This window comes from Bacillus sp. DJP31 (assembly GCF_049310945.1).
GTDB lineage: Bacteria > Bacillota > Bacilli > Bacillales > SA4 > Bacillus_BS.
Genome location: NZ_JBMERO010000001.1, coordinates 78,471 through 98,451 on the forward strand (window position 1 = coordinate 78,471; position 19,981 = coordinate 98,451).

Genomic DNA, 19,981 nt, shown 5'->3' on the forward strand with positions numbered 1-19,981 from the left:
TTCATCTATCTGTAAAATTTTTTTAGAAAAAAGAGCTACCAATTGTTAGATAGCTCACTCTCTTTATTGGGATTGATCACTCGGTGTTTCGATTAAGGGTATCGTTGTTTCTTGCTTTTCACCATTGCGGTAGTAGGTAACATTTAGTGTCTCTCCTACTTGTTTCTTTTGATATAAGTACTTTCGAAGCTCGACGACTGTTTTTACTTTCTCCCCATCAAACTCAGTGATGACATCCATCTCTTGTAAGCCAGCGACTTGTGCAGGGGAACCTGGACCCACTTTTTGAATATACACACCCTCCGTTATTCCTTGAGGTAATCGGAAGGTATTCTGCCAGTGATAGCTTGCAACATCCGCTAGGGAACCACTCGTCACACCTAGAAAGGGTCTCTTCACTTTTCCATGAAGTTCTAGACTCTCAATAATCGGTTGTGCAATTGACATGGGAATGGAAAACCCAATTCCTTCTACGGATGTTTGATTTACTTTCATAGAATTAATCCCTATAACATCTCCATTTACATTGACAAGAGCACCACCACTATTCCCAGGATTAATGGCAGCGTCCGTTTGAAGCACGTCCGCTTCCCAATCTGCCACTCCGTCTTGATCTAAATCAATGGGAATGGACCGGTTCAGACCACTAACAATTCCTTGCGTGACAGATCCTGAAAATTCTAACCCTAGTGGATTTCCAATCGCAATAACCGGCTCTCCAAGTTTAATTGATTCAGATGATGCCAAGGTTGCTACATGCTCCACCCTCGAACCATCAATTTCAATAACAGCTAGATCCATAAAAATGTCTTGACCACGTAACACTCCTTCTAAACGAGTACCATCCTCTAGGCTAATTTCAATTTTGCTTGCACCGCTTACAACATGAGCATTGGTCACTACATAGGCTTTACCGTTTGCCTTCTTATATATGACCCCTGATCCGGTTCCCGCTTCTTTGTCAGGTTCTAGCATCCGATTATTTTGAATATTGATAATTCCAACTACCGCTCCACTTGCCTTTTCAATCGCTTTAGTCATCTGCGTTTCTACATTTAAACTTACATTTTGAGTAGAAGCAGTGATTGCCTGTACGTTTGTTTGAGGTGCCACATTTTGATTTGATAGTACATTCATTGTCGGAGACACCGCGACTAAAGTGATAGCGGCTCCTAAACAACCTCCAATAACAGTTGATACAAAGGTCTTAGGAAAACTGCTCTTCCTGGTCGATGTTCTTGTATATGCATGTTCATCATAGTATCCCATTTATTCAAAACTCCTTTTTTAGTTTCTTTGTTATACATAATGTACCTCTTGTAGTTTAAAGAAACCTAATAAAAAGATTAAAGTTTGATGAGAAATTGAAGAAATTTCCGTTAGTTTGTCAAGTTTGTTTTTTACCAACAACTTTTTAAAGGATAAACTCTCTTTTTACGAGAAGAGCAAAACGGAATATTACTTATATGCGGGTCTAAATCGAGATTGAATCTTCTCTATAACACCCACACGTTACAATATGATCATTAACCATTCCAACAGCCTGCATATAGGCATAACAAATAGTACTTCCCACAAATTTAAACCCGCGTTTCTTCAAATCCTTACTCATAGCATCACTTACCCCTGTTGAAACAGGTACCTCAGACAGATTGTTGAAATGATTGTTTATGGGTTTGCCCCCAACAAATGACCAAATGTATTCCCTAAATGATCCAAACTCGGCAACGACGGCAAAATAAGCAACAGCATTTGTAACAACTGCATTTACCTTTAATCGATTTCGAACAATACCTCCATTATGTAAAAGCTCAGCTATTTTGTTTTCATCGTAGTTTACAATAATCATAGGGTCAAACCCATCAAACGCCACTCGATAATTCTCCCGCTTCTTTAAAATCGTCAACCAACTTAATCCGGCTTGAGCACCCTCTAAATTTAAGTACTCGAATAATAGCCTATCCTCATAAACAGGCACTCCCCATTCATGATCATGATAGTCTTTATATAATGGATCCTCTGTCACCCAACCACATCTCTCCATGTTACCTCCTTAAAAAAACTCATTTAGATTAATAGTAGTGCTTTTCCCGCAAAAAATAAAGAAGACTTACTTCAAATATGAAGTAAGTCTTGATTTTATGATAATGCTAAACTAGATCTTACTTGATCTAGTTCTTTCCCTAAAAATTTAGCAAGCTCAAGCATTCCAAACTTTCCTGCTTTTTCTTCAGCGTCGGGGTTGTAGTTTGTATTCGTGTTCACATCGTATGTGAAAATTTCACCTTCACTGTTTCGAACAAACTCTATTCCAGCAACCTGTATATGATTCTCAATAAGAAATTGTTCATACAAACCGATAATAGGATCATTAAATCCTTCGATGATTTCAAACATCGGTTTCTCTTCTTTTACTTCACCGACTGGACAAAATAAATCACCAATTTGGCAAGCCTCAGCTGGACAAAGCTCAAACCCACCAGATGTATCGACTCGAACAGCATAATGGAATTTACCATCTACAAACTCACATCGCGTTATGGAAGAATCGGGTGATTGGATATACTCTTGAACGAGTGTAATTCCGTCAACTGGCTCCTCAAATTGTTCACCTAGTACATAATCTCGTGCGCTATAAAAATTATCAAACAATTGGACGCCTAGACCTTTACCTGCGCGATTATGTTTTGTAATAATCTGTTTTCCATCAAAGGCTTTTAGTGCTTCAATTAGTTGTTCACTTCCTGTTGCGGCAATCGTTTTTGGTGTGCAAATACCCGCTTGATTAAGAGCCATATACTGAAGTACCTTGCTTAGCTCAAGCTGGAGGGCGCGACTTCCATTAAGGACTTTTCGATCATGTCTCTCTAGCCATGCTAATAATCCAAATGTAATCTCCGGAGCATAGCGATGACCTCTTGAGTGAGAAGAAGCACTCATCCGATTATAAAATACGCCTTGGGGAGGAATTGTGCTTAAATCAACCATTCCTTCACCCATATGATATTCTTCATACGGTAGCCCTAGCTCTTCTAAACGTTTTGTTAAATGAACTGTCCATTCATTGTTTTCGTGAATGATATAGATTTTCTCCATTTTTTGCATACCTACCTATCTCAGTAATTTAGTGTTTTCTCTTTTTTTCCACAATTGGCATCACTTGTTTAGCGAATCGTTCCATTTCTTCTAGTTGCGGAGAGAATTGAAGCAACAATAAAGTTAAACCAGCCTGTTCGAATTCAATAATGCGATCTGCGATTTGTTCAGGTGTTCCAATCAATCCAGGACGTAAACCACGATTTGAAACCGAATAATCCTGTAGATCGATTTTCTGTTCAAGTTGAGATTTCGTTGTAAAATCCTTAAACCCCGCGTAAGCGCTACTTTCTTTTACATCTGTAATACGATCGAGCTCAGCTTGAGCTTCTTCCTCTGTATCACGACAAATAACATAAGCGGCCATTCCAAATGCACCAAAATCAGAAAGTCCCACTTCTTGCCTGCGTGTTTTCATTTCTTCGATCTTTCGGGCTACTTCTTCTACACTTCCACCGTGCATTACATAGGAATCACAGGTTTCAACAATTGTTTGCTTACCTCTTTCGCTTTCCCCACCGGCATAAAGAATAGGATTCGGTCGCTGAACTGGCTTCGGATGAAGTCTTGCCTCTTGGATATCGTAATACTTTCCTTTATAACTGAAGGTGTCTTCTGTCCAAAGGCCTTTTAGTACATCTATAAATTCTTTCGTTCGATCATAACGTTCATCGTGCTCAGTAAAGATTCCGTTGTACTGACGAGCTTCTTCCTCCCACCAAGCGGAAACGACATTTAAAGTAAATCTGCCATTACTTAGCACATCAATATTAGCTGCCATTTTAGCAGCCACTGCTGGATTGTGAAAGCCCGGACGAACTGCTGTCATAATCTCAATCTTGTCTGTAACGGCAGCTAATGCCGCAGCCGTAGTCCATGCCTCTAATGAGTCGTGTTCTGGCCCCTTAATATCATTCAAGTATAATTCAGCAATTAATGTTGTATCATAACCCCATTTTTCAGCTGCTTGTGTGACTTTTTTTGCATAATTAAAAGTTGGTGGCATTTGTTCATTGTCAACATTTCGCAACCAACCGCCGAATATCGGTAACCAAAATCCGTATTTCATCAAAAATTCTCCCCTTTTCCCAAAAATCCTTCTATTGTCTCTTTATGTAGATACTCATTCATCTAGAATAAAGCCAGTTTAAAAATATAATTTGTTAATCCTTAGTAAACATACCATAAAACTCAGGATTAGACAATTGGACAAATTCATTAAAAAATGCGCTCTCAATAATACTTGCCTTATATTTAACCTTGCTATCTCTCTCGTTTTTTTCTACTATTAATGAATAACTATCCACACATTTAGGAGTATTAAAATGAAAATACCAATTTATATTCTCTCCGGCTTTTTAGGAGCTGGAAAAACCACTTTATTACGCAACCTTTTACAACAAGAAAAAGAATTAGGCAAACGAGTTGCTGTTTTAATGAACGAACTCGGCGAAATTTCCATTGACTCCCATGCTGTTGACGATGAAATACCTCTAAAAGAGCTACTGAATGGATGTGTTTGTTGCACGATACAAGGTCAATTGGAGTCACAACTTCAGGAATTGGTCACACTACATGACCTAGATGTGATCTACCTTGAGACAACTGGTGTCGCCCATCCCATAGAAGTAGTAGATGCTTGCATGTCTCCGATTCTAGTGGAAAAACTTAATGTGGAAGCCGTCATAAGTTTAATAGATGCAAAACGTTGGCGTGATCGGAAGCTATTAAGTCCACAGTTACAATCTTTACTAATTGAACAAGTAAAGCATGCGGATGTCATCTTATTAAATAAAGTAGATGAACTCTCTGAAGCAATTCAAGGTCAAATTACTTTTGAAATCCAGCAAATCAATCGATTCGGAAAGCTTATTCTTACAACATTCGCTATGGTAAAGATACAGGATATTCAAGTAAGCCAGCGCAAGGAGCAAGAAAGTCATAAAAAAGCCCATGTACATCAACAGCTTCACTTGAAAACATTTGTATACAAGTTTTCAAACTCTATTGATTTTGACGATTTCGAAAACTGGCTACGAATTATGCCTGACAACATCTACCGTATAAAAGGATATATTCGTTTTACACACTCTGAATCACTCTATTTATTTCAATACTCATATGGGATGCCCTTTTATATGAAGGAGCTTATTAAAATCCCAACAAATCTAGTCTTTATTGGTGAAAATTTACCTGTTGAGGAAATCAAACAGGTTCTCTCAAAACTAGAATCCACAAATTAGGGTAAAAAGAAAAGCCAGACTCCTCAAATAGGAGCTGGCTTTTTGCTATTTTTTTCATATAAATTATCGTTCACACTCGTTAAAAACGGGCTCATTTCACCGACATAATTCACATATAGCTCATGCATGGCACGTGTACAGGCCGTATAAAATAGGTTTCTTTCACTTTCTCTTCTATATACTGAAGCATCATAAATAATGACAGCATCAAATTCTATCCCTTTTGCTAAATAAGACGGAATCACGACTAGACCTGGTTCGAATATTGAGCTTTCCTTCTTTAAGAGTCGAATAGGAAACGTATCCTTTAGAAGTTCAAATGCATGCTGGCTTTCCGCGTAGGTTTTACAAATCACCGCTACATTCGTCGTACCTATCTCACTAAGTGATTGAATTTGGTAGCTGAGTGTTTGGTGTAAGCTCACTTTATCCTTCGCTTCGGTAATAATTGGTAAATTACCCTTACGATTAAATGGTATGATTGGGTCTCCACCTACTACTAGCTCTCTTGTAAATTCAACAATGGGTCTTGTAGAACGATAGCTTCTCGTTAATTTTATGATTTCCGTTGATGAGACATTGTTTGAAGAAAAAGAATGGAAGGGTGAACCATGAGTTGTATGGATAAAAATAGCTTGATTCAAATCACCTAACAGAGTGAATCGGCTTTTAGGAAATAACAGGGTCAGTAGCTCTAACTGAAGAACTGAATAGTCCTGTGCTTCATCAACAAAAACATGGCGAACGGAAGTGTTTTTATGCAACCCTTCCATTTGTTCTTTTAAATAAACAAATGGTGTGGCATCTTCGTAGTTGACTGTACCTTGTTCGATTGTTTGAATGGTATTTAGGCAGATGCTCTTCCATTCATCTAAGTTTACCCCTAAAGATTCCACTAGCTGTTGACACGATGAATTAGTAAATAAGCCGATATAGATAGCAAACAAATCAATGTAACGAAGACTTCTCACAATTTTGATAATGGGTCTAAAATGTACTTTTACGACTAGCTTTGAGAGAAACCTTTGTTCAAGTGCCAAATCATTAAATGCCTCGTCTGAAAACTGTTTTTTATTTTTTTGTTGTAAATTTTGATAAGCTTTTAAATAGGTTTCTTTATCTAAGTATTGGATCTCGTCTTCGACCCACTTCTCCTTGATTTCCTTCTTGGCTAAATCCTTCAATTCCTGAAGCAAATGGTCGGTTAGGAGCTTCAATCGATTTGAAATTGGAAGCGAAGAATCATATTCATAAAATTTCTCCTGTATAGACTTTGAAGAAATAAGAATACGACCCTTTAGTTGAATGTCATGAAATAACAATCCTTCATTCCCTAGCAACTTTATATAATGCTGTAGCAACTCTAAAAAGGAATTAGATGACTTAAATTGTATCCCTTTTATTTTCTCCTTATATCCTTCTTCATCCGTAGAACTTAATGTATACTCCATTTGTGTAAACGGATCCTCTATCTCCATCTGCCCCCCTACTTTGTTATGAAGGAAGTCATGAAAAGTAGTTTGCATCATATTCTTCTCACCAAGCTCTGGTAAGACAGAGGAAATATATTGTTTAAACAGTTGATTTGGAGAAAATAATAGGATATTTTCTGCGTCTAGAGTTTCGCGGTAACGATATAACAAATAGGCCACTCTTTGCAAAGCCGCAGAGGTTTTACCACTACCGGCAGCACCTTGCACAACCAGGAATTTACTAGACTCATTACGAATAATACTATTCTGTTCTTTTTGAATGGTTGATACAATCGTTCTCATTTGAGAGTCAGAGTGCTGACCAAGGACTTCTCGCAGCAATTCGTCACCTATAGCTAATCCAGTATCAAACATCCCTTCAATCAATCCATTTTTTATAATAAATTGTCTTTTTAATGCCAAGCTACCAAACACGATACCCGAAGGTGTCTTGTACTTTGCTGGCCCAGGTAGGGAATCGTAATATAGACTTGAGATGGGTGCTCTCCAGTCATATATTAAGAATTCATCCTTTTCATTTAAAAACGAGGCAATCCCTAAATAAACCGACTCTGATTTTTGTTCTCCCTCGAATAGGAAGTCAATCCGTCCAAAATAGGGCGACTGCTTGAGCTTCGTAAGTCTTGTTTGTAGATAGTTCCCGTGTCCATGGCTCCGTTCACGCTCTGATAAAAATTCTGCCTGCTGTTTAATCGTGGTAAAGGTTTCGATCAATTCATGCGGCTCATCAACGTTAACTCGAACATCTTCCCAAAAATTCTTTCTTATATCGATAATATCCGTTTTTAAACTAGTTAAGTGTTGATGCATACTATTTAATTTCTTTTTAACCGCAAGCACGACTTCTTCGACTCGTTCTTCTTCTTTTTGCCATTCTTCAGGAGATATACTCATTACACCACTCCTAGCCCCAAATTTCTGATCAACAGATTGACATAAATAGTTAAATTATGATATGATATTATTGGGTAAATCTTAATTTATATACTTGTATCTTAATTATTCAATTTTCATCTTATCATGGTTTCTATTTGTTTTCAATACACATGTAAAAGGACACTATTGTGTCCTTTTTTTGATTTCTATAGTATATTCAGTTAGGACTTTTACCATGTTAACAATTCAATTTGACCACGGAGCTCACCATCTGGGTTTTGCTCGGTGATTATATTTATATACGTTTCTCCGTTTTCAATTGCCTTCACTAAATCTTGAATAGACTGAATTCCTAGTTCATTTACTTCTAAATCTGCGTTCGTAATCTTTCCTGTCACAATTCCCTTTTTAGTTGATATTCCTTTTAGTAAGGTTGAATTATTGCTACCAAACATAAAAAACAAAATGGGCCCAGTTGCTTCTTTTCTCCCATAATGAATAGTAGCTTGTATGAGATGTTGAATATCCTTTACTTCTAATAAGTATCGTATGTTCTGGCAGTACCAAATGCTGTTGTTTCTACCGGCGGTAAGACCTTTTCGCCCAGTAGTCTCGCAAAGAATCGTTCCATTGCTCTTATCCCCTTTCCTTTTATGTATATGTTATTCAACATGATTAAAGGAGGTAGGGGATTAATGACCAAGCATAAAAAAAAGGCAATAGCATTTAGCAATCAATAGACAACTCCTATGAAATTAAGACTCAGGATATTGGTAAATGTCCAATCAGAAAGTCAAAATGGTGAATAAGATAAAGCTGTAAACCTATAAATATAAGGGTGATTCAGATGAAAAAAGCGACTATTTTCTATTATAAATATGGTGAAAGCATTCTTGTGTCAAAAGATTTTATGGAAAATTACCAAAGTGATTCTACTTCTATTAGATTAAAAGTCGGCAATTGGTCAATAGAAATCCCGATAGAAATTTCATTATTTTTAGCTTCGAATGAGATAGGTATACCTGAGAACTTGATACCATTTGATTTACCTATTTCTTTAAGCTATGAAGTGACATTCTTAGATAATATTCTACACCTAGGTCCACTTATCGGTATTCTACTCAGCAAACACCCAGATAAAACTTTATCTAAAAAACGTCTTAAGAGACTTAAGATGAGACTAAATGAGTACCAACATTTAAATGGTTTAATTTATGTATTTTCACAAGCAGGTATTGATCATGAAAAACAGATAATAAAAGGACATTATTATATTCCGGGTAAAAATAAGGAAAAAGAAAAGTGGATCGAAGGAATCTTCCCCTTCCCTGATTCCTTATATAATCGCATAAGATTAACAGAGAAGATGAGTGAAAGTCTTGTTTCAGTTTTAGGAAAACGGGTTTTCAATACAAAACACTTTGACAAAGCTCAGCTTTGGAAGGTTTGTTCAAGTGATGAATTGGCGCGTAGTTATGTTCCAGACAGTATTCCATATAGTGGAATTGAAGTTTTAATAGAGATGATAAATATGCATAAACATGTCTATATAAAACCAATAAGAGGGATGCAAGGAAAAGGAATCATAGTTGCTAAAAAATCAGGGGATACTACCACCTTCATTACCAATGATGGAACAAGAATTGTTTGTCATAATTTAGAAGAAATTACTATATTTACAACGAATTATCTAAACAACAGATTTGGATATATTCTACAACAAGGAATAGATGCAAGATACGAAAAACATAAAGTGGATTTTAGGTTTTATTTTCAAAAAGATCAAAATGCAAATTGGGTTTGTCAAGGTGTTGTCGGAAGAATCGCACATGAAGATAGCATTGTTACAAACTATAAGTACTTATCTCAGGTCTTATCAGGATCAAAGGCTATTCAACTCCTCTTTAATGTAAATGAGGTCGAAGCTACAGAAATTATAAACACTACCGCTTTAAAATGTCGCTATGTTTGTGATTTAATTAATCAGAAATTAGGTCATTATGGAGATGTGGCTATTGATGTTATTTTAGACAGTGACAGATCTCCCTATATACTTGAAATCAACAATCGAATCTATCAGACCCAAAGCTTAAATAAATTAAATGAAATAGAGTTACTAACAAGAATTTCAACCACACCACTTGCCTACGCTAAGACACTTGCTGGTTTCAAATGATGGCTCTTGTCTAAACGTCGAGACTTTAAAGAGGGTTCTGTGAAAGCAACCCAATGATAAATAAGTTGATTGGAGAAAAAGGTGCCAGACTCCTGCTTAGAGTAGCAGGATAGGTGAGACTCAACGTTTGGCGCAGTTCGCCGTGGAGGCTAACCTCCCGCCCCGCGAAAAGCGAGCAACACTCGCTACAAACAACCCATCCTCTTTTTAGTTAACAGCAACAAATTTTACGAAAAAAGCCTAAATGAAAGATATATCTTACGTTTGAGTTATACTTTTTCTTTTTCATGAATAATCTAGAGTACAGAAGCTTGTACGTCCTTTAGGAGGTATTCAATTTGAAGAAGAAAAGGATCTTAATTCTATTAATTTTTATTTTTCTTTGTGCTTGCTCATTTATTGACCGGAATCTGAGCAAGTCGGAACCGACAACTAATGAAGCACAATTATTAGAAGAGCTAGATGAAGTTGTAAAAAAGGCAGAAGTTTATGCGAAAATATCTGGGTCAACGGAAGTGCAATCTGTCCTCCAGCATCAAACCGATTCTCTTTGGAGGATTGAATTCACAAACGGAGTCATTATATTTTTTGATGAAAAAACTGGTGAGATGACCCATAAGGAGTAAATCCTTGTAATTGAAAGAGTAAATCTCCTTATCTGTATAATCAATTAATAATTGGTAAAGATACATTGTAGGAGGTGTAAATTTCTTTGACACAACCCTATTTATGCCCGAATTGCAAAACAAACCGCTCACGTTTTAATGTAATTGAACAAATAGCTACTTCTGTTAAAATAGATCCCAACTCAGGAGAAGTTACCCAGCAATTTACAAACGAGACACTTGATCCATTTCATCTACCATATCGTGGACCTTCAAAAAGAGTCCAATGTGGCACCTGTGGATTAATAGAGGAAGAAAATACGTTTATTAAACGAGCCCAATATGGAAAATAGGCTAAGAGTATGACTCTTAGCCTATTTTATTTCTTCAAGGTACCATTTCCTTATGGTATAGTAATATGGATAGTCAAGTAAATAGATAAAGGGGAACATGCATGAAGGAAACAAATGTAACTCGAGATATTATATTGGAAGAATTAGAGGAAGAAATTCAAGCCTATCGTGAACTTCTTTCCCAATTACCGTTTTCATTTTGTTATAAAGATTTCAAGCGTGGTTTAAAAATACATAATGATTCAAGACAAACATACCCTATTGTTTCTTCACTTATAAAGGAGGACATCCCTTCTACACTTGTGAGCGACTTGTCGATTGAAAAAGATATTCCATTTGAAGAAATTGAACAATTTATTACCCCCATATTTGATACAATCCCTCATCATATTGTATTTATAGATGATCAAGGACTTATAACATTATGCAATCAAAAAGCTGCAGAAGATTTAAATGTAGACAGAGATTCCATCATTGGTTGTCACATAAGAGAATTACTGCACCTTCCTGATGATTTAATCATGCTTTTAGAAACGTTATCCTCTGAAAAACCTATTTTCAATCGCGAGGTACTTGATACAAATTACGGTGTTAATAATACACGCATCTATTATGATCGGAACGGAAAAGTCAAAAGGGTTTTAGGTTCTTTTCAATTTCTTAATATGGTTAAGGAAGCAGAGAAACAGGCCCTTGCCGGAAGGATCGCAGCAGGTATAGCCCACGAAATTCGAAATCCGTTGACAACAGTAAGAGGATACCTACAATTCTTAACCGATAAGTTTTCTCCTGAAATTTCAAAACTAGTCACATCCTTATTAATCCCAGAACTCGATCGTGCCAATAAGATTATCACTGATTTCTTAACGATTGCTAAACCATCCGATACTAAATTCGAACTCGTGAATACAAATACTTATATTTGTGATGATTTAGGTGCTTTCTTAAGAAGTGAAGCATTTCTTCATAATGTAGATATTGATTTTATCTGTTCAGTTGAGGTTGACAACTGTTACATCTCAATCAATACATCCGAAATATTACAAATATTTATTAATTTATATAGAAATGCATTAGACGCAAAGAGTAAAAAACACTTGATGCTGACTATCGAAACAAAGCTCATCCAACAGCGTGTTCAAATTATCTTCCGAGATAATGGTACAGGGATTAGTCCCTCTGACTTAGAGCATGTATTTGAGCCCTTTTTCACGACTAAGGATGAAGGAACAGGACTTGGTTTGTCTGTCTCAAGAAAAATGGTCGAAAATCATGGAGGTACCATTTCAGTAAGAAGTAGTCAAACAGGTACAGCCTTTTACATCCAACTTCCCTACATAAAACGTAAAGCGCCATTCTAATAGTCGTTTTATTTATCTTTATCTCTATCTAATTATTTGGATTTGTTTAAGGGTTTCGTGCAAAGGCCGCCCTTCCCGGAATAATCTTCCCCCCTATCCCCCCAGAATGGTTTACTATTCTGGGAGTTAAAATTCAATAATCAGCTTCACCCAGTTTTAGCAGCTAAGAAAAAAATATATAAAACTTTTACAATAGTAGTATTTTATATTGAGAGTAGTTTGATATACTCTCGTTATAATAAACTTAAAGAAAGCTAAGAGGTTTTTGCCATGAACGATCGCTCACCCCTACTTCATAAAATACTTCCTATTAGTATCGCTTTTACCACCTACTTGCTGGCATTCATACTAGTTAAGCCTCTATTCCCTCTAGTAGGCCTCGGAACTATATTCTTTTTATCCTATCTAATTATCAAGAAAGATCAAGTTTTACATACACAGCAAATAGCAATAGAAAATCTTGAAATAGAGTTAAAGGAGAGTCATATTGAACTCTCAAGAACACAAGATGATCTTGAAGACATATTTAACAACTCCGGAACAGCTATTTGGTCAAAGGACCGCCCTTCAGAGGTTTTAACTGTTTCATTAGGGTATGAAGAGGTCTTAGGTCTTCCACGAGAAAGCTTTTACTTAAATCCAATCCTGTGGAGAGAGCTTGTACATCCTGATGATTTAGAAATGGTTAAAGGCTTTGAAAAAAGGTTATTAATAAAAGAAGATAGTTGTATTTATCGAATTATTCGTACAGATGGTACTGTACGGTGGATCAAAAATTATGGGAAACCCATTAAAGATGAAGAGGGCAATATCGTTAAGGTCATCGGGATAATTACGGACGTAACGGAGCAGAAGCTTGCTGAACAAAAAGTATCCTATTTAGCCTATCATGATTCACTCACCGGCTTACCAAATCGACATCAGCTCGGTCTATTTCTTGAAGAGGCTTTAGAGAAAGCTGACAAAGAACAAGAGCAATTAGCTGTCTTATTTATGGACTTAGACCGTTTTAAATTAATCAATGATACATTCGGACATCATTTTGGTGACAAATTCCTTTATAAAGTCTCTGAACGAATTCAGCTTTCATTATCCGATCAAGAACACTTTTTCCGTCAAGGTGGAGATGAATTTGTCATTGTTATCGAAAAGGCAACTCGCCCTATAGTAATGGAGACAGCTGAAAATATTTTAGCCATATTAACCGACCCTTTTTATTTAGACAATTTAGAAATATTTACATCAACTAGTATTGGAATAAGTTTTTATCCCCTTGATGGCCCTAATGTGGAGACATTACTTGCAAACGCGGACAAAGCCATGTATACAGCAAAGGAAAAAGGAAAGAATACCTCTCAATTTTATACAGAAGAGATTGAAGATTCCTTTTCATGGAAAATGGAGCTTGACTCTGGGCTGAGAAAGGCCCTTATTAATGAAGAATTTTCCCTTTACTACCAGCCCCAAATTGACTTAGAAACAATTCAGATCATTGGGTTTGAAGCCTTACTCCGCTGGGAACACCCGACCTATGGATTTATTGCCCCTGATGAATTCATTCCATTAGCCGAAGAAAATGGCATGATTATCCCTATTGGAAAGTGGGTATTGCAAACAGCTTGTCAGCAACTAGCAGATTGGAATAGAATCGGATTTGATAACCTTGACATTGCAATTAATGTATCTGCAAGACAATTTCAACATGGTGACTTTGTTCAAACTGTCAAAGATGTTTTAAAAGCTACAAGTTTAGACCCTAACTTTTTAGAGTTAGAAATAACAGAAAGCATGGTTCATAACATAGATGAAACGATGAAGATTCTGCAAAGCTTAAAGAAACTTGGCGTAAAGATTTCCATCGATGACTTTGGTACAGGCTACTCTTCTTTAAGTTACCTTGAAAACCTCCCAATCGATTATATTAAAATTGACAAGTCATTTGTTGATAAAATTCAAAACGATGATCAAAAATATGCCATGATTAGAACGATTATAGATATGGGGAATAATTTAGAATTTAAAGTAATTGCAGAGGGTATTGAAACTGAGAATCAGTTGGCATTCCTTAAAAAACAAAAGTGTCACTACGGTCAAGGTTACTTATTCGGAAAGCCATTACCTGCACAAGATGCCTTTCAAGTTCTCCAAACAGCAAAGGTAAAGGAGCTACGTTTATGACGTAGCTCCTTTTTCTAAAATTCACATCTTTAAGTATTACTTAAATAGCTTAGTGAACTCTCCGTAGCCCTCTTTTTCTAAATTAGATTCTGGAATAAATCGTAAGGCTGCCGAGTTAATACAATACCTTAACCCACCCTGATCCTGAGGGCCGTCTTCAAACACATGGCCTAAATGGGAATCTGCCTCTTTACTTCTCACTTCTGTTCGAACCATATTATGTGTGACATCATGTTCCTCTTTTACATTTTCTGAATCGAGTGGCTTTGTAAAACTTGGCCAGCCACAACCTGAATCAAACTTTTCTTTTGAACTAAATAGTGGCTCACCAGATACAATGTCCACATAGATGCCTTCTTCTTTATGATTCCAAAATTCATTTCTGAACGCGGGCTCTGTCCCATTTTTTTGTGTCACTTCAAATTGAATAGGTGTTAATTTTGACTTCAGATCACGTTCTAGGTCAGAGTTCTTCCATGACTCCTTTAGGAATCGCTCTCTTCCAGACCCCATCCGGTACATTTTGTAACGGATCGGGTTCTTTTGGTAGTAATGCTGATGGTACTCCTCTGCTTCATAAAACGTTAATGCTGGAATGATTTCAGTTACAATTGGGTTCTTGAATCTTCCGCTATCTGCTAAGTTCTGTTTGGAAGCTTTAGCTAAATGGAGTTGTTCATCATCATGATAAAAAATAGCTGTGCGATATGACTCGCCTTTATCAGCAAATTGCCCTTCTGGATCAGTTGGATCGATTTGTTGCCAAAAAAGTGTAAGTAAATCTTTATAGGGATAGACGTTTGGATCAAAGGTAATTTGTACAGCTTCGTAATGACCTGTTCTATTTGAGCAAACCTCTTGATAGGTTGGATTTGCTGTTGCTCCACCCGTATAGCCTGAGACAACTTTATGAATTCCCGGCTGTTCATCAAACGGCTTCACCATACACCAAAAACATCCTCCTGCAAACGTTGCAAGCTGTAATTTTTTCTCCATAGTATCCTCCTGCTTCTTTTTCTCTTATTATTCCCTATTATAGCAAGGGATACTATTTTCGGTTAATAATAAGAGTTATACTTTCCTTGAATGAGTAGGCAAAAACTCAATCATTCAAATACATCACTTACTTTTAACAATTTACTAAACTGTACCTTTATCAATTGCTTCTATTAGGACCAGCTGCTTTTTTTACTACTCCTCGATCATCTTCTGAAAATTCTTCGGCAATTCCACGGATCTCAAGTGTGTAGATTGCAGAATTTTTACATACATTTAGTAACCCCTTTAGTATTCTGCCCCGATGTTTTCCTTCCCACAGGTTCAATGAATCCTTTAGTAGTGGGTAAGCAAGCAGTGCCTGTGACTCACCTGCTTTTGCAAAGTTACAAAGGGCTTCAATCGCATAATCTCTAACAATTGTGCTCTTGTCAAAGTCTATTTGTTTCTTTTTAAAATAGCTACCCTGTTTAAGTAGCATTTCCTGAGTTGAATGTAATGTTTTTATGGCTAATGATACATCCTCATGCTCATTTTGTCCCATCGTTACAAAGGGGTTTATCCTTAACCCGAAAGGATATATGGCCAAAAGAGTCCAATGCCTCTTCTACTTCAGGATAATACAGGCAAATCTTGCGAACCTTTTCAAGTTCAATCAATCCTGATTCTGATATGACATGTTTACTCATATTTGTCCCCATTCTTATTTCTCTTTACCTATAAGAGCCTGTTCAAAAAGGAGGACAAAAAGAGCAAAGAAGTTCAAGGAAGCGAAGTCTTGAGCACCGGAGCGTATGTTTTGTATACGTGAGGAGCGGAAAGACGAGCTGACGAAGAAATTCGAAGCTATTTTTGCCGGACTTTTTGAACATCCTCTATAAGGTATTATAATTCAAGTCATCGGTCAAACAACCATTTCATTGTGCAAAAAAAATAGAAAGTGAGACTAATTCCTCACTTTCCGGTTGCTTGCTTTATTATATATTTTGTCATTGTATCAAACTCTTCAGCTTGATCTTCTAGAATCGCATATAAAGTGTTACGGTACTTTTCAGTTATCATTAAATATTCATGATCATCGTAGGAAAGGCACGCTTCGATAAAGTGTTCAAGTTGTCCTTCTAGTATAATGACTTCCTTAAACGTAAAAGGAAACGTAATTTCATTTATATCTTCGCTCGTTTCGTAGCCAATAAATACTAGCATTTTTTCCATTAAATCCTGAAGAACCAAATATTCTTCTTGAAGAAGCATTTGTTCCTTTTCTTGTGCCTCATCTTGTAGAAGATGTCCTACTGTATGAGTACTGTAAGTTAAAACATGAATCCAATAGGAAACTTCTTGAACAGGAATTTTCATATCTATACAAATTGTATGGCTTTCAACTTTTAAAATAGCATTCTCTTTTTTAGTTTTTACTTGTTGAAAATCAATAACCGTCATGAACCACTCCCCCTATCATTACACATATTACCACGTATTTTAAGGGGAAAACAGTTAACAATCTTGGCAATTTAACAATCATTTACCATGTACTCGGGCGACGTCGGTATACCCATAAGACCATAGGAGGGACTAAAAATAAAATAAAGAAAATTCGAAACATCTGAAAACCTGTAACAATCGATAAATCTGCGCCAATTGCCTGTGCTGTCAATCCCATTTCTGCAATCCCACCAGGAGCAGCGCTTAAAAAGGCTGTTCCTAACGAGATTGGAAATAACCATAATAGCAACCCAGCAATGGCTATTGTCGAGAAAATTAATAGGATACTAGCACTGATGGCACCGACACCAAACACTTTCCAATTTATTAATTTATTGGGGTCGACCATAATTCCGATATGGATTCCTAAAAACAATTGAGAAGCGATAAGTACAATCTCTGGTAAGGTAAACGGGGTAAACCCAGCGATAACAAAGATAGCACATCCAAAAATCGGTCCTAATAAATAGGGTGTTGGTAGCTTTATTTTCACCGCTAAGTAAGATGAGCATAGAGTGACGATAACAAACAGAATGACTTCGAACATGCTACTTGCCGGAAGTGGAGTTTGAAGCATTGAAAACCTATCCCCAACTTCAGCAAACCAATCAATCCGAACAATTGCTGGAACAAGGTAAATGACGGAAAGCAACCGTATTAATTGGAAAAGGGTTATGCTTGTAATGTCTACATCCCCTAGTTCTTCCCCTAAAATAACCATTTGTGAAAAACCACCCGGCATCATGCCAATTAAGGCTGTTTTAAAGGTAATGCCCGTAAATTTCGCTAAAAAAATGGAGATGATAATTGAAAATCCAATTAATAATAGGGTAGTAGTGAACATCGCAGGCAGCATTTTCCCCATTTGCAGGAGGGTATCATATGTGAAGGATATTCCTAGCAAATAACCGATAATGATTAATGCCCCATTTCTCATGGAAGGTAAAATTAGTACATCTCTCTTCATCCGTAATCTCCAAAAAACAGTTGAGAGTAAAGAACCGAGCATCCATGCTAACGGTAGATGTAGGAAGGTAAATATAAGACCACCTACAAAACCAACTATTAAAGTTTCTATGAGAATAAGATGATTTTTCATTCAATCACACTTTCTTTTGTTACGTAGATTATTATTTTATCACAATATTTTCCCAAACAAAAAAAGCTGCACGCATTGCAGCCTCATTTCAAATATTTCCGCTATGCCCTCATCATTGGAGGTAATGTATCATGAATATAAATAGGAGCTGGAATCAGGGATGGCTTAGGTCCATAAGGAACTGGCTGTTGTACATAACGAAAGACACCGCGGCCATCTGGAGTAGGTCCATGAGCCCAAGGGCCTTTGCTGCTAGCATCTCCGCGAGAAAAATTATATAAATCATAAGATACAGCTTGTTTTTCTAACTCACGCGGGAAAGATGTAGGTACAACGATATCTCCTTCACGTGCTTCAAGCTCTGCAATGGCTGCTTTCCATTGGTTTTGATGCCCTGTATCTCGAGCAATTAGGAAAGAAAGCATATCCTTCACACCAGGGTCATCAGAAATTTCATATAGTCTCACAACCTGCAGTCTACCCTGTGATTCCGCATTTAAATTTGCACGGAAATCTGCTAGTAAGTTTCCACTTGCGATAGTATATTTTGCATTCCAAGGATACCCAACACTGTCTGCTGGCATCGCTCCAAGCCCACTTACTATAGCATGTTGTGGGTTCATTCCACCCATTACTGCAGCTAATGCTGGGTTGCTTGCATAAGCAGCTTCTTGCTCTTTAACGGGTGCATTATCAAGGAGACGTGCAATCATTGTTGACAGCATCTCAACATGAGCAATTTCCTCTGTACCAATATCGAAAAGCAAATCACGATATTTCGCCTCTGCTCGGCAGTTAAAACCTTGAAATAAGTATTGCATCATAACTGTAATCTCACCGAACTGACCGCCTAAAATCTCTTGAAGCTTCTTTGCATAAACAGGATCTGGACAATGTGGTTTCGCATCGTACTGAAGCTCCTTAATATGATAAAAGATAGACATTCCCCTCCCTTTCCTACTTACATCTGTAAAAATATATTAAACAAAAGGAGAAATATTGCCTGTATAGGAAAAAATCTTTATATATTTACTCAAACTTACTCTTTAACCTTTTTTCGTCCCTTTTCTTTTCCTTCTACTATAACTTTATCCGTATGAAACTCTTCAAATTCACCAATTTCTTCTTTGATCTGCTCCAACGTCGGAAGGTCATTATAGCATTGTAGAATCTCATGATTGACTAAACTGATAAGATGGTAGGGAAACTTTTCATCTTCGAATGGGGAGAAAATCATAGTGAAAACCCCTCCACCTTTTGTAAAGAAAAATTTCATATGTGTGTCAAGCTTATCTGTATTTCTTTCACCAACTATAAATACCAACTCTATCACCCCTATTTTTCACTCTAGTAGACTTTATTCAAGAGAGAGAAAAATAGAACTTTTACTTTCATTTATCTTTGAAAATCCAGATTGATTTCATGACTTTTGTAGCAATGGATATGGACCCGACCCGTTTTCATCCTTAACTGAACGTAATGGATCTCCTGGCAGCAACTAATCAAGAATGTGTATTCCATGTTCAACTTCACTATCTATTAAGTTGACAATTCTTCCATTTCTATTATAAGTGAGCCACATAATGTATCATTATAGTCTCTTATTTCAAGTGAAAAAGATACGGAATCCCATGCTTTAGTTTGTTTTTAACGCTTCAAGGATTGGAACCATTACTTCCACTCCATCCCCATAGCTTAGAAAATGGGACTCTCTTTCTTGCTTATCAAAAATGATCTCTATCAACGTTTGTGAAGGCTGCTCCCTTTGATTGGAATGCAAAATATATGCTTCTATTCCATTCACGAAACACGGTTGTAAAGCAACTCCTTCTTGCTTCTCAGTGTCTAGGACCAACCTACTCGTTTTCAATTGAAAGGGTTGTTCTAATTGGATAGCTACTGTCCCCGGAAAAAGATTTACACCAGTTTTTTGAATATACTCATTTTCAAGTTTTTTCATCCAATGCGCTACTCCTGCTCGTCCACTTACCACTTTCCCTCGTAAAAGCTCCATGTTGTT

Annotated in this window: 19 protein-coding genes; 6 read left to right on the top strand and 13 right to left on the bottom strand. The window is 36.8% G+C overall.

All coding sequences use genetic code 11. The features are described 5' to 3' along the window. Positions 1 to 63: 63 nt before the first annotated feature. The 4 genes from ACOI1C_RS00420 to ACOI1C_RS00435 all read right to left on the bottom strand — a co-directional run bounded on the left by ACOI1C_RS00420 (position 64) and on the right by ACOI1C_RS00435 (position 4,165). Positions 64 to 1,269 carry a S1C family serine protease gene (locus ACOI1C_RS00420; RefSeq protein WP_422506882.1) on the bottom strand — a complete coding sequence of 402 codons (1,206 nt, stop codon included), beginning with the start codon at positions 1,267 to 1,269 and terminating at the stop codon, positions 64 to 66. A 205-nt stretch (positions 1,270 to 1,474) separates the two neighbouring features. Further along, complete coding sequence (locus ACOI1C_RS00425) at positions 1,475 to 2,044, bottom strand: DNA-3-methyladenine glycosylase I (protein ID WP_422506884.1); 570 nt, start codon at positions 2,042 to 2,044, stop codon at positions 1,475 to 1,477. A gap of 95 nt (positions 2,045 to 2,139) precedes the next feature. Continuing rightward, complete coding sequence (locus tag ACOI1C_RS00430; protein WP_422506886.1) at positions 2,140 to 3,096, bottom strand: ATP-grasp domain-containing protein; 957 nt, start codon at positions 3,094 to 3,096, stop codon at positions 2,140 to 2,142. A gap of 28 nt (positions 3,097 to 3,124) precedes the next feature. Continuing rightward, positions 3,125 to 4,165: an LLM class flavin-dependent oxidoreductase gene (locus ACOI1C_RS00435; RefSeq protein ID WP_422506888.1), complete on the bottom strand. Its 1,041-nt coding sequence runs from the start codon at positions 4,163 to 4,165 to the stop codon at positions 3,125 to 3,127. Positions 4,166 to 4,421: 256 nt separating this feature from the next. Here ACOI1C_RS00435 and ACOI1C_RS00440 point away from each other — a divergent pair, with 256 nt between their 5' ends. Then, positions 4,422 to 5,339 carry a CobW family GTP-binding protein gene (locus tag ACOI1C_RS00440; RefSeq protein WP_422506890.1) on the top strand — a complete coding sequence of 306 codons (918 nt, stop codon included), beginning with the start codon at positions 4,422 to 4,424 and terminating at the stop codon, positions 5,337 to 5,339. Positions 5,340 to 5,362: 23 nt separating this feature from the next. Here ACOI1C_RS00440 and helD read toward each other — a convergent pair whose 3' ends face one another. Beyond that, positions 5,363 to 7,726 carry an RNA polymerase recycling motor HelD gene (gene helD / locus ACOI1C_RS00445; protein ID WP_422506892.1) on the bottom strand — a complete coding sequence of 788 codons (2,364 nt, stop codon included), beginning with the start codon at positions 7,724 to 7,726 and terminating at the stop codon, positions 5,363 to 5,365. Positions 7,727 to 7,938: 212 nt separating this feature from the next. Further along, complete coding sequence (locus ACOI1C_RS00450; RefSeq protein ID WP_422507602.1) at positions 7,939 to 8,367, bottom strand: CHRD domain-containing protein; 429 nt, start codon at positions 8,365 to 8,367, stop codon at positions 7,939 to 7,941. Positions 8,368 to 8,555: 188 nt separating this feature from the next. Here ACOI1C_RS00450 and ACOI1C_RS00455 point away from each other — a divergent pair, with 188 nt between their 5' ends. From ACOI1C_RS00455 to ACOI1C_RS00475, 5 genes are all read left to right on the top strand, one after another. Beyond that, a complete protein-coding gene (locus ACOI1C_RS00455) occupies positions 8,556 to 9,884 on the top strand; it encodes a YheC/YheD family protein (RefSeq protein WP_422506894.1) in 1,329 nt (442 codons plus the stop codon). 338 nt (positions 9,885 to 10,222) lie between these two features. Continuing rightward, positions 10,223 to 10,510, top strand: a complete 288-nt coding sequence (locus ACOI1C_RS00460) for a hypothetical protein (protein WP_422506896.1) — start codon at positions 10,223 to 10,225, stop codon at positions 10,508 to 10,510. A gap of 86 nt (positions 10,511 to 10,596) precedes the next feature. Further along, positions 10,597 to 10,842, top strand: a complete 246-nt coding sequence (locus tag ACOI1C_RS00465; RefSeq protein ID WP_422506898.1) for a DNA alkylation repair protein — start codon at positions 10,597 to 10,599, stop codon at positions 10,840 to 10,842. Between the two features lie 101 nt (positions 10,843 to 10,943). Further along, positions 10,944 to 12,203, top strand: a complete 1,260-nt coding sequence (locus ACOI1C_RS00470) for a two-component system sensor histidine kinase NtrB (RefSeq protein WP_422506900.1) — start codon at positions 10,944 to 10,946, stop codon at positions 12,201 to 12,203. Positions 12,204 to 12,473: 270 nt separating this feature from the next. Continuing rightward, complete coding sequence (locus ACOI1C_RS00475) at positions 12,474 to 14,381, top strand: putative bifunctional diguanylate cyclase/phosphodiesterase (protein WP_422506902.1); 1,908 nt, start codon at positions 12,474 to 12,476, stop codon at positions 14,379 to 14,381. A gap of 36 nt (positions 14,382 to 14,417) precedes the next feature. On the opposite strand, the gene msrA is transcribed toward ACOI1C_RS00475, so the two are convergent. From msrA to ACOI1C_RS00510, 7 genes are all read right to left on the bottom strand, one after another. Next, on the bottom strand, positions 14,418 to 15,377 hold the full coding sequence (msrA, locus tag ACOI1C_RS00480; protein ID WP_422506904.1) for a peptide-methionine (S)-S-oxide reductase MsrA: 960 nt from the start codon (positions 15,375 to 15,377) through the stop codon (positions 14,418 to 14,420). Between the two features lie 160 nt (positions 15,378 to 15,537). Further along, complete coding sequence (locus ACOI1C_RS00485) at positions 15,538 to 15,966, bottom strand: hypothetical protein (protein ID WP_422506906.1); 429 nt, start codon at positions 15,964 to 15,966, stop codon at positions 15,538 to 15,540. A gap of 365 nt (positions 15,967 to 16,331) precedes the next feature. Further along, positions 16,332 to 16,820 (bottom strand): hypothetical protein, encoded by a 489-nt coding sequence (locus tag ACOI1C_RS00490; RefSeq protein WP_422506908.1) that lies wholly within the window; start codon positions 16,818 to 16,820, stop codon positions 16,332 to 16,334. An 82-nt stretch (positions 16,821 to 16,902) separates the two neighbouring features. Continuing rightward, complete coding sequence (locus ACOI1C_RS00495) at positions 16,903 to 17,961, bottom strand: AbrB family transcriptional regulator (protein ID WP_422506910.1); 1,059 nt, start codon at positions 17,959 to 17,961, stop codon at positions 16,903 to 16,905. Positions 17,962 to 18,062: 101 nt separating this feature from the next. Then, positions 18,063 to 18,899 carry a manganese catalase family protein gene (locus ACOI1C_RS00500; protein WP_422507604.1) on the bottom strand — a complete coding sequence of 279 codons (837 nt, stop codon included), beginning with the start codon at positions 18,897 to 18,899 and terminating at the stop codon, positions 18,063 to 18,065. A 101-nt stretch (positions 18,900 to 19,000) separates the two neighbouring features. Then, a complete protein-coding gene (locus ACOI1C_RS00505; RefSeq protein ID WP_422506912.1) occupies positions 19,001 to 19,285 on the bottom strand; it encodes a hypothetical protein in 285 nt (94 codons plus the stop codon). Positions 19,286 to 19,597: 312 nt separating this feature from the next. Continuing rightward, positions 19,598 to 19,975, bottom strand: a complete 378-nt coding sequence (locus tag ACOI1C_RS00510; protein WP_422506914.1) for a hypothetical protein — start codon at positions 19,973 to 19,975, stop codon at positions 19,598 to 19,600. Positions 19,976 to 19,981: the final 6 nt, after the last annotated feature.